Consider the following 6,684-nt stretch of genomic DNA (forward strand, 5'->3'; position numbering starts at 1 on the left):
GTACAAGCAAATATCGCACATAAATAATTAAGAATCTTTTGGTCCGTTATTTTAATAACTTATAATAGCATATTAAAATAAGCACAAATATATTCTTTAATATTTCTAATTTAGTTTTACAAAATAAAAAAAATGATGATTTGAACATTTTTCAGGTGATTTACAATTGCAAATTTAACATAGTTTGCAATTAAAATGAGGAGGCTATATGAATAATAAAACTAATAGCAATCAATTAAATGGTACGGCCGGAACAACCAGTTTAATTATTGGTATCTTTTTACTTATAACCTTAATGACATTATTAACACTATTAATAGTTTGATTCTTTCATTCCCAAATTAAAAGAAAAAATTCAAAAAACTATACTGGATATGAAATGTCCAAGTACATTTTTAAAAAAACAAACGTACAAGTTGAAATTAAAAACACATTCTTTTATGTTAAGTTTTGAAATTATAATAAAAGAGAGAATGTGCATAAGCTAAGACCATGAACCTCAAATAAAAAATCAATTTGAGCATTAATGGAGGCCTCAAAGCAAGCTTATGTTACCTCCGCTGTAATTAATAAAAGCAAGGATCTTTGAAGACTATTTTGAATACCTTTAATTATTAAAACTATTGGTTACATCCTGTTTATTGTTTTCTTACTTGTATCTAAAAAGGATTATTCAAATGCTAATATAAAAGATAATGTCAACTGGGTTTGAATAGGGACGTCTGTAGGCGTATTATTTGCCTCTCATACTATTGCAGATATCATCAGAACAACAACAATTTGAAAAAGAGTTATGATTTTACTAATTGACTCTGAACTTGATAGCAAAGAAATCGAAAGCATTCGTTTAATGTTTCTTGTTAGAACATTATTTTCTCTTGGCGCATACTTTATTGACAACAATAAATTAATAGTGAGAATCGTGTTTTGAATTATTGATCTTTTAAGATCATTATTTAAACCCTAATTTACAACAACCTACTGTATGGTTTTTTTATTTACTCATTTTATGGATTAATTAAAAATAGGTGTTTATTTTAGAGAGATAAAATGCATTTTTTTATTGATGATAACCATGGAGTTAATCCATCATACTTTTTTTATGTTATTTTTAAGATTAAAGACAAGCACTAAATGCATTTTTTCATATATAAATACATGCTCAAAATCTTATGGAGTAATGCAAAAAACATAATTTTTAGTTATTAAAAACTACAAGACAATAGTTTTTGAAATAAAAATAGTACAAATTATTCAAATAAATAACTAATAACTCAAAAAACTAATTACATTCCTTTCTTGCATAATTAGGTTGTATTTTACACATTAAAAATAACAAACATTTATACTATATATTGATATAAAAATATTGACTTAGGTTTAATTAAAAAAGAAAGAGGGAACATGAAGAAAAAAGTATTATTAGCAACTAATATAACATTGGTTACAGCTTTAACAGCTTCAACTGCTGTGGCTTGTGGTTCAACAGATTCAACAAATGACGATAAAAAATCTGAAGATGCTAAAAAACAAGTAGCTTTAAAAGCTAAGGAAAAAGAGGCTATAACAGCAGTTAATGAATCGGACATTAATAAAGTTATAAAAGCAAAGAAGGCATTTGATATCACAACTGATTCACAAAGTTATAAAGATGATAATTTCGCCAAAGAAATTCAAATAGTAAAAAATGACATTCACATTACCGTTAAATTAACTCCTGAAGCAGTTGATACAACAAAAGGTGAAATAACATGAACAGCAACACTTGCTTCACCAAATGGAGAGTCAGGTACATTGAAGGGTTCTTTAACTGGATTTAGTACAAAGGCAAAAAGAGATGCGGATGCAGCTCTTGCTAAACTTACACCTGCTTTAATAAATGATTCTATTAAAGCTACAAAAGCAGAGTTTCTGCGTACGCACCATTTCCGCGAACAGTTATTGTTGCGATTGATGGTCATGATATAACTGTAACATTAACTAAAGGTGCTGCGGACGATGATGCGGGAACAATTGCTTGAACAGCGAGCGCAAATGTTTTAAATGCAGGTTCAGCAGCAGTTTCTAAAACTGGTACATTAACTGGATTTAGTACAAAGGCAAAAATTTACAAATACAATTAATGCCTCTGCTTATACACCGTTCCCACAAACAGTTACTGTTGTAATTGGTGGAATTAATATTGTTGCAACACTTACAAAAGGTGTTGTTAGTGATAATGCAGGAACAATTGCTTGAACAGCGAGCGCAAATGTTTTAAATGCAGGTTCAGCAGCAGTTTCTAAAACTGGTACATTAACTGGATTTAGTACAAAGGCAAAAATTCTATTAAAGCTACAAAAGCATTTACGGATGCCGATAGAGTTTCTGCGTACACACCATTTCCACAAACAGTTATTGTTGCAATTGGTGGTCATGATATAACTGTAACATTAACTAAGGGTGCTGCGGATGATGATGCAGGAACAATTGCTTGAACAGCGAGCGCAAATGTTTTAAATGCAGGTTCAACAGCAGTTTCTAAAACTGGTACATTAACTGGATTTAGTACAAAGGCGAAAAGAGAGACTCAAAAAGAAGATGATATTCTTGCAAATCTAACTGCACAAGAAATTGAAACAGAAATAAAGAAAACAACAACTTTAAATTCAAATACAGATCCAAAAGATGCACAGCTTGATTTAACAGTTAAATTCGTTAAAGATAACGTTAATGTTACAGCAATAATTAAAAAAGGAACAATTGACAGACTAACTGGTAAAGCAGATTGAAGTTCAATTATTTCAACTCCAAATGCATCAGCAAAAAGAATTAATTTAAAAGGAACAATTGATAATTTATTAGCTAAACCACTTTTAGAAGTAGAAAGAGTAATTAATTTAAATCCTACAACAACTCTAACTTCACAAATCGGAAATAAAGAAATTAAACAAACTGGCCTTGCTGATTTTGGTTTAACTGAAAAATCATTAGGAATAAATTCATTATCTTCAAAAATTTCAGATATTAAAATCACACAAGATAATTATGATTTTAAAAATAATAAGTTTAAAGCAACAATTACTTTTAACTTCCAACCAGATTTGAAAAACTCAAAAAAAATTAAAGCAACATACAAATTAGAAATAGATGGATTTAAAGGCCCAAAAATAACACCAGCTGATCCAACTAAAATTTCACCAACTGATTTTGTAGGATTACAATTGCCAGATGACTTTACAATTCCTGCAACTGTTAAAACAATTGAAGCCGGAGCCTTTAAAGGAATGAAATTAAATAGCAGTTTCCAAATTCCGGATACAGTTACAACTATTGGTGCAAATGTTTTCAATAATACAGAGATACCAAAAGGATTTAAGATGCCAAAGGCTTGATCTGTAATTGTAGGAACTTCAGCTTTTAAATATGCTAAGTTACCGGAAGGATTTGTTGTTCCCTCAACAGTTAAAACAATTAATGCAGGAGCATTTGAAGAAACAAAAATGCATCCTAGCTTTACCGTTCCTGATACAATAGAACATATTGAAAGTGCAGCATTCAAACATGATGATAGTTCCCTACCAAAAAGTTTCCGTCTACCAACAAACCCAAAATTTACAACTATTACAAGTAACCAATTCCAAAACACATATCTAAATGATGGTTTTACAATTCCAAAAAATGTTACTTCAATAGGTAGGCAAGCATTTTGAAGTGCAAGATTGCCGATTGGATTTAAAGTGCCCGCCTCAGTTTCATCAATTGATTACACAGCATTTGGACACTCTAAATTAGTTGCAGGTGCACATGTTGAGGATCTTAACGGTAAAGTGATTGATTGAATCCATTTAGACCTTTCAAATAAAGCATGATATGCTAGAGCAGGTTTTATTGTTGTTGCAGATAAACCCGCAACTACTTCACCTTCAAGTTCCGCACCAGCTTCACCATTTCCTACAAAATCTCAAATAAATTACCTAACAGAAGAAGTATTTTCAAATACTCTAGATAGTAAAAAGATATATACAGATGCAAAATAATTCAAATCACATATTCGTGATTTGTTTTTTTAATATTTAATTTTATATATTTAAATATATTAAAAAACAACCCCGTATCCAATAAAGGGTAATAAAGTTGTGTGCTTGTTTTTATATACACTTATAAACTTAATTAAGTTATTTTATAAAAAAATAGTTATTAAATAACTTTTGCTCTAATATATTTTTTTGATTTTATATTGATATATTGTTGTTTTTCTATAAGTATAAATTTATTTAATTGTTTTTTATTTTCAAATAATGCAGTTCCACTATTTAATATATCATTCGTTTCAAAAATAGTCATTTCTTCTATTAATCCATAATCAATAAAATCATTTATAACTTTTGAACCACCCATGATTCAAGCGTGTTTAAAGTCTTTCATGTGATTTTTAGTTAGTTCTTCAATTCCCTTATCAAAGAATATAATTCCTTTTTGTGGTTGATATTTATCTGGATTGCTTGTTAAGACAAAACAAATCTTATCTTCATAGGGTCATTTTTCAAGTTCAAAAGATAAGATAGACTCGTATGTTTTAGAACCAAATATCAAAACATCTATTGAACCATAATATTCTCAATACTCTTTTTGTGTTTGAACTGGATCAATTTTATCTAAAAAATCCACACTACCATTAGCATCTGCAATATAACCATCTTTTGAAGTCGCTATAAATGTACTATATTTCATTTTCAACCATCCTTATATCAAATAATGGATCATTGCATTTATCTAATACTATTTTAAACTCATGTTTATTTAATTTATGAAAGACATCTGAAGAAATAACATTTATTTCACTATAGCTAAATTGCGTATTTCTCAATCTATTAAAATGAGAAGCAAGTCTGATAGGGTTTAATTTACCCTCGTGAGTATGTATTGCAGCGAGCCCCATGTGTTGAATCCTATGACAACTAGGACACAAAGCCACAAACCTAAGTAAAACTTGTTCAAGCGTCTTAAGATTAAAAATTCACATTTCATGTGCTTCCACAGGATGTTTATAACCCTTACCACCACAAAGTTCACAAAGATACTTTGCTCTTTTATAAACTTCTTTTCTTACCTTATCTCAATTCTCCTTACCCATTCACATTCTTGGGTTCTTAAAATGTGATTTTATTGGTAATGCTTTTGGTAAAAGCAATCACTCCTTTTCTTCTTTGGTTAATTTCATATGTCTCAATTATATAAAACATTTCCCTTTAATAATATAAAACAAAAATATATCTAGTTAATATCAAATTAGTTAGCAATAACATAGCTTGTTTTTCCCCTAAAATAAGCGACCTTTTAATTTGGTTAATTAATCCCCTCAAACAAGTATAATTCACACATAGAAATTAGGAGGTTTTGATGCCAGTAATTGACAAAGAAACAAAAAGAAAATTTTTCAAAAGAATTTGTAAAGCAATATGCAAATGCAAAAACTTCACAAAGTGTAATTGTAAAACAACGAAAATACTAAACTCAATTGATGTAACAATGAGTACAGAAAAAAATAAGGCTGGACAAGACGTTTTATTTTATGAACAAAAATACACTAAAAAAGTTAGTGTAAAAATAAAAGATAGACCATTGGAAATTGTTATTGAGGAACTAATAGAAAAAACAATAGCAAAACTTAAAGAAGTTAAAATATATAGATTTGATTTAGAGGAAAAATAAATTCTGCACCTATTTATCAAGATAGGTTTGGGGTTTATTTTTATTATTAATCATATCTTTTTACAATTAATAAAAGTGGTTTAAACAACTTGTTTCTAATATTTGTTTTTTTCTATTTTTTACAATTAGAGATATAATAATTTAATAAAGGAGTGTGTAATTTATGTTTAAAAGTACTAAAAGCTATACTTCAAGTAAGACAACCGTTTTAAACGCATCATTATTGTGGTTTGGAATCGGACTTGTTTCACTTTTAGGTGTAGCCACTGTATTTGGGTTAATACCACAAATGCAAGATGTAGCAATAACTATCTTTTCTTCGAATTTCTCAATCGTTGTTATTTCGATAGTGGCCTTCGGGTTAATGCTTGCAATATCTTTTCTAGTTATGCGAGTTAATGTTTCAACATTGGTAATGCTTTATATAGCATTTGCATTAATTGAAGGGTTTATGCTATCAATTGTTTTGATGAGATATGCTTTCGAAGATCAAACATGGAAAGTTTTATTATTATTTTTAATACCAGCTGTAACAATGTTGGTAATGGGTTATATTGGTTACAAGCAAATATTTGACTTCTCTAAAATTGGAAGATTTTTAATGTTTAGTTTGATTGGTTTAATTTTGATGGGTCTAATAATGGCATTTATTCCTGGAATTGGAATATTGTGAACAGTATATTCGATATTGGGATATGCCTTATTTACTTTATATGTTGGATTTGATATTTGAAGAATTTCCAAAGTTGATGAAGTTCTGCGAATGAGCGATAATGATAATGATGAACTTGTATTAAGATACGGAATTATGTTTGGTTTATCGTCACTTGTTGATTTTATTCAACTTGTATGATTCTTAGCAAGACTTATTAGATAAAAGGAACTTTAAAGGTTCTTTCTTCATTGTAATTTAAAGTGCAACACTTTTACAGTTATAAATAAATTATACAAAAATTGTATATTAAAGATTCGGACTTGAAATGAGTTCGA

Annotated in this window: 8 protein-coding genes; 5 read left to right on the forward strand and 3 right to left on the reverse strand. The window is 28.9% G+C overall.

The window, feature by feature from the left end; translation table 4 throughout:
• Positions 1-208: 208 nt before the first annotated feature.
• Both C4B24_RS03100 and C4B24_RS03105 read left to right on the forward strand, forming a co-directional pair.
• A complete protein-coding gene (locus C4B24_RS03100; protein ID WP_131599265.1) occupies positions 209-967 on the forward strand; it encodes a hypothetical protein in 759 nt (252 codons plus the stop codon).
• A 437-nt stretch (positions 968-1,404) separates the two neighbouring features.
• Complete coding sequence (locus tag C4B24_RS03105) at positions 1,405-1,968, forward strand: hypothetical protein (RefSeq protein ID WP_131599267.1); 564 nt, start codon at positions 1,405-1,407, stop codon at positions 1,966-1,968.
• A gap of 337 nt (positions 1,969-2,305) precedes the next feature.
• Here the strand turns inward: C4B24_RS03105 and C4B24_RS03115 are convergent, their stop codons facing one another.
• Positions 2,306-3,016, reverse strand: coding sequence for a hypothetical protein (locus C4B24_RS03115; protein WP_131599271.1), 711 nt, complete (start codon positions 3,014-3,016; stop codon positions 2,306-2,308).
• A gap of 67 nt (positions 3,017-3,083) precedes the next feature.
• On the opposite strand from C4B24_RS03115, the gene C4B24_RS03120 reads away from it, so the two are divergent.
• Entirely contained in the window at positions 3,084-4,019 is a 936-nt protein-coding gene (locus C4B24_RS03120) for a leucine-rich repeat domain-containing protein (RefSeq protein ID WP_131599273.1), read from the forward strand.
• Between the two features lie 160 nt (positions 4,020-4,179).
• On the opposite strand, the gene C4B24_RS03125 is transcribed toward C4B24_RS03120, so the two are convergent.
• A complete protein-coding gene (locus C4B24_RS03125; protein ID WP_131599275.1) occupies positions 4,180-4,713 on the reverse strand; it encodes a dihydrofolate reductase family protein in 534 nt (177 codons plus the stop codon).
• Entirely contained in the window at positions 4,703-5,203 is a 501-nt protein-coding gene (locus tag C4B24_RS03130; RefSeq protein WP_131599276.1) for an HNH endonuclease, read from the reverse strand. The genes C4B24_RS03125 and C4B24_RS03130 overlap by 11 nt, the downstream gene beginning before the upstream one ends.
• A 179-nt stretch (positions 5,204-5,382) precedes the next feature.
• Here C4B24_RS03130 and C4B24_RS03135 point away from each other — a divergent pair, with 179 nt between their 5' ends.
• Both C4B24_RS03135 and C4B24_RS03140 read left to right on the forward strand, forming a co-directional pair.
• Complete coding sequence (locus C4B24_RS03135; RefSeq protein ID WP_131599278.1) at positions 5,383-5,694, forward strand: hypothetical protein; 312 nt, start codon at positions 5,383-5,385, stop codon at positions 5,692-5,694.
• A gap of 163 nt (positions 5,695-5,857) precedes the next feature.
• Positions 5,858-6,571 carry a Bax inhibitor-1/YccA family protein gene (locus C4B24_RS03140; RefSeq protein ID WP_131599280.1) on the forward strand — a complete coding sequence of 238 codons (714 nt, stop codon included), beginning with the start codon at positions 5,858-5,860 and terminating at the stop codon, positions 6,569-6,571.
• Positions 6,572-6,684 lie beyond the last annotated feature (113 nt).

Source organism: Mycoplasma marinum (assembly GCF_004335975.1).
In the GTDB taxonomy this organism is placed as follows: domain Bacteria; phylum Bacillota_I; class Bacilli_A; order Mycoplasmatales; family Metamycoplasmataceae; genus Mycoplasma_K; species Mycoplasma_K marinum.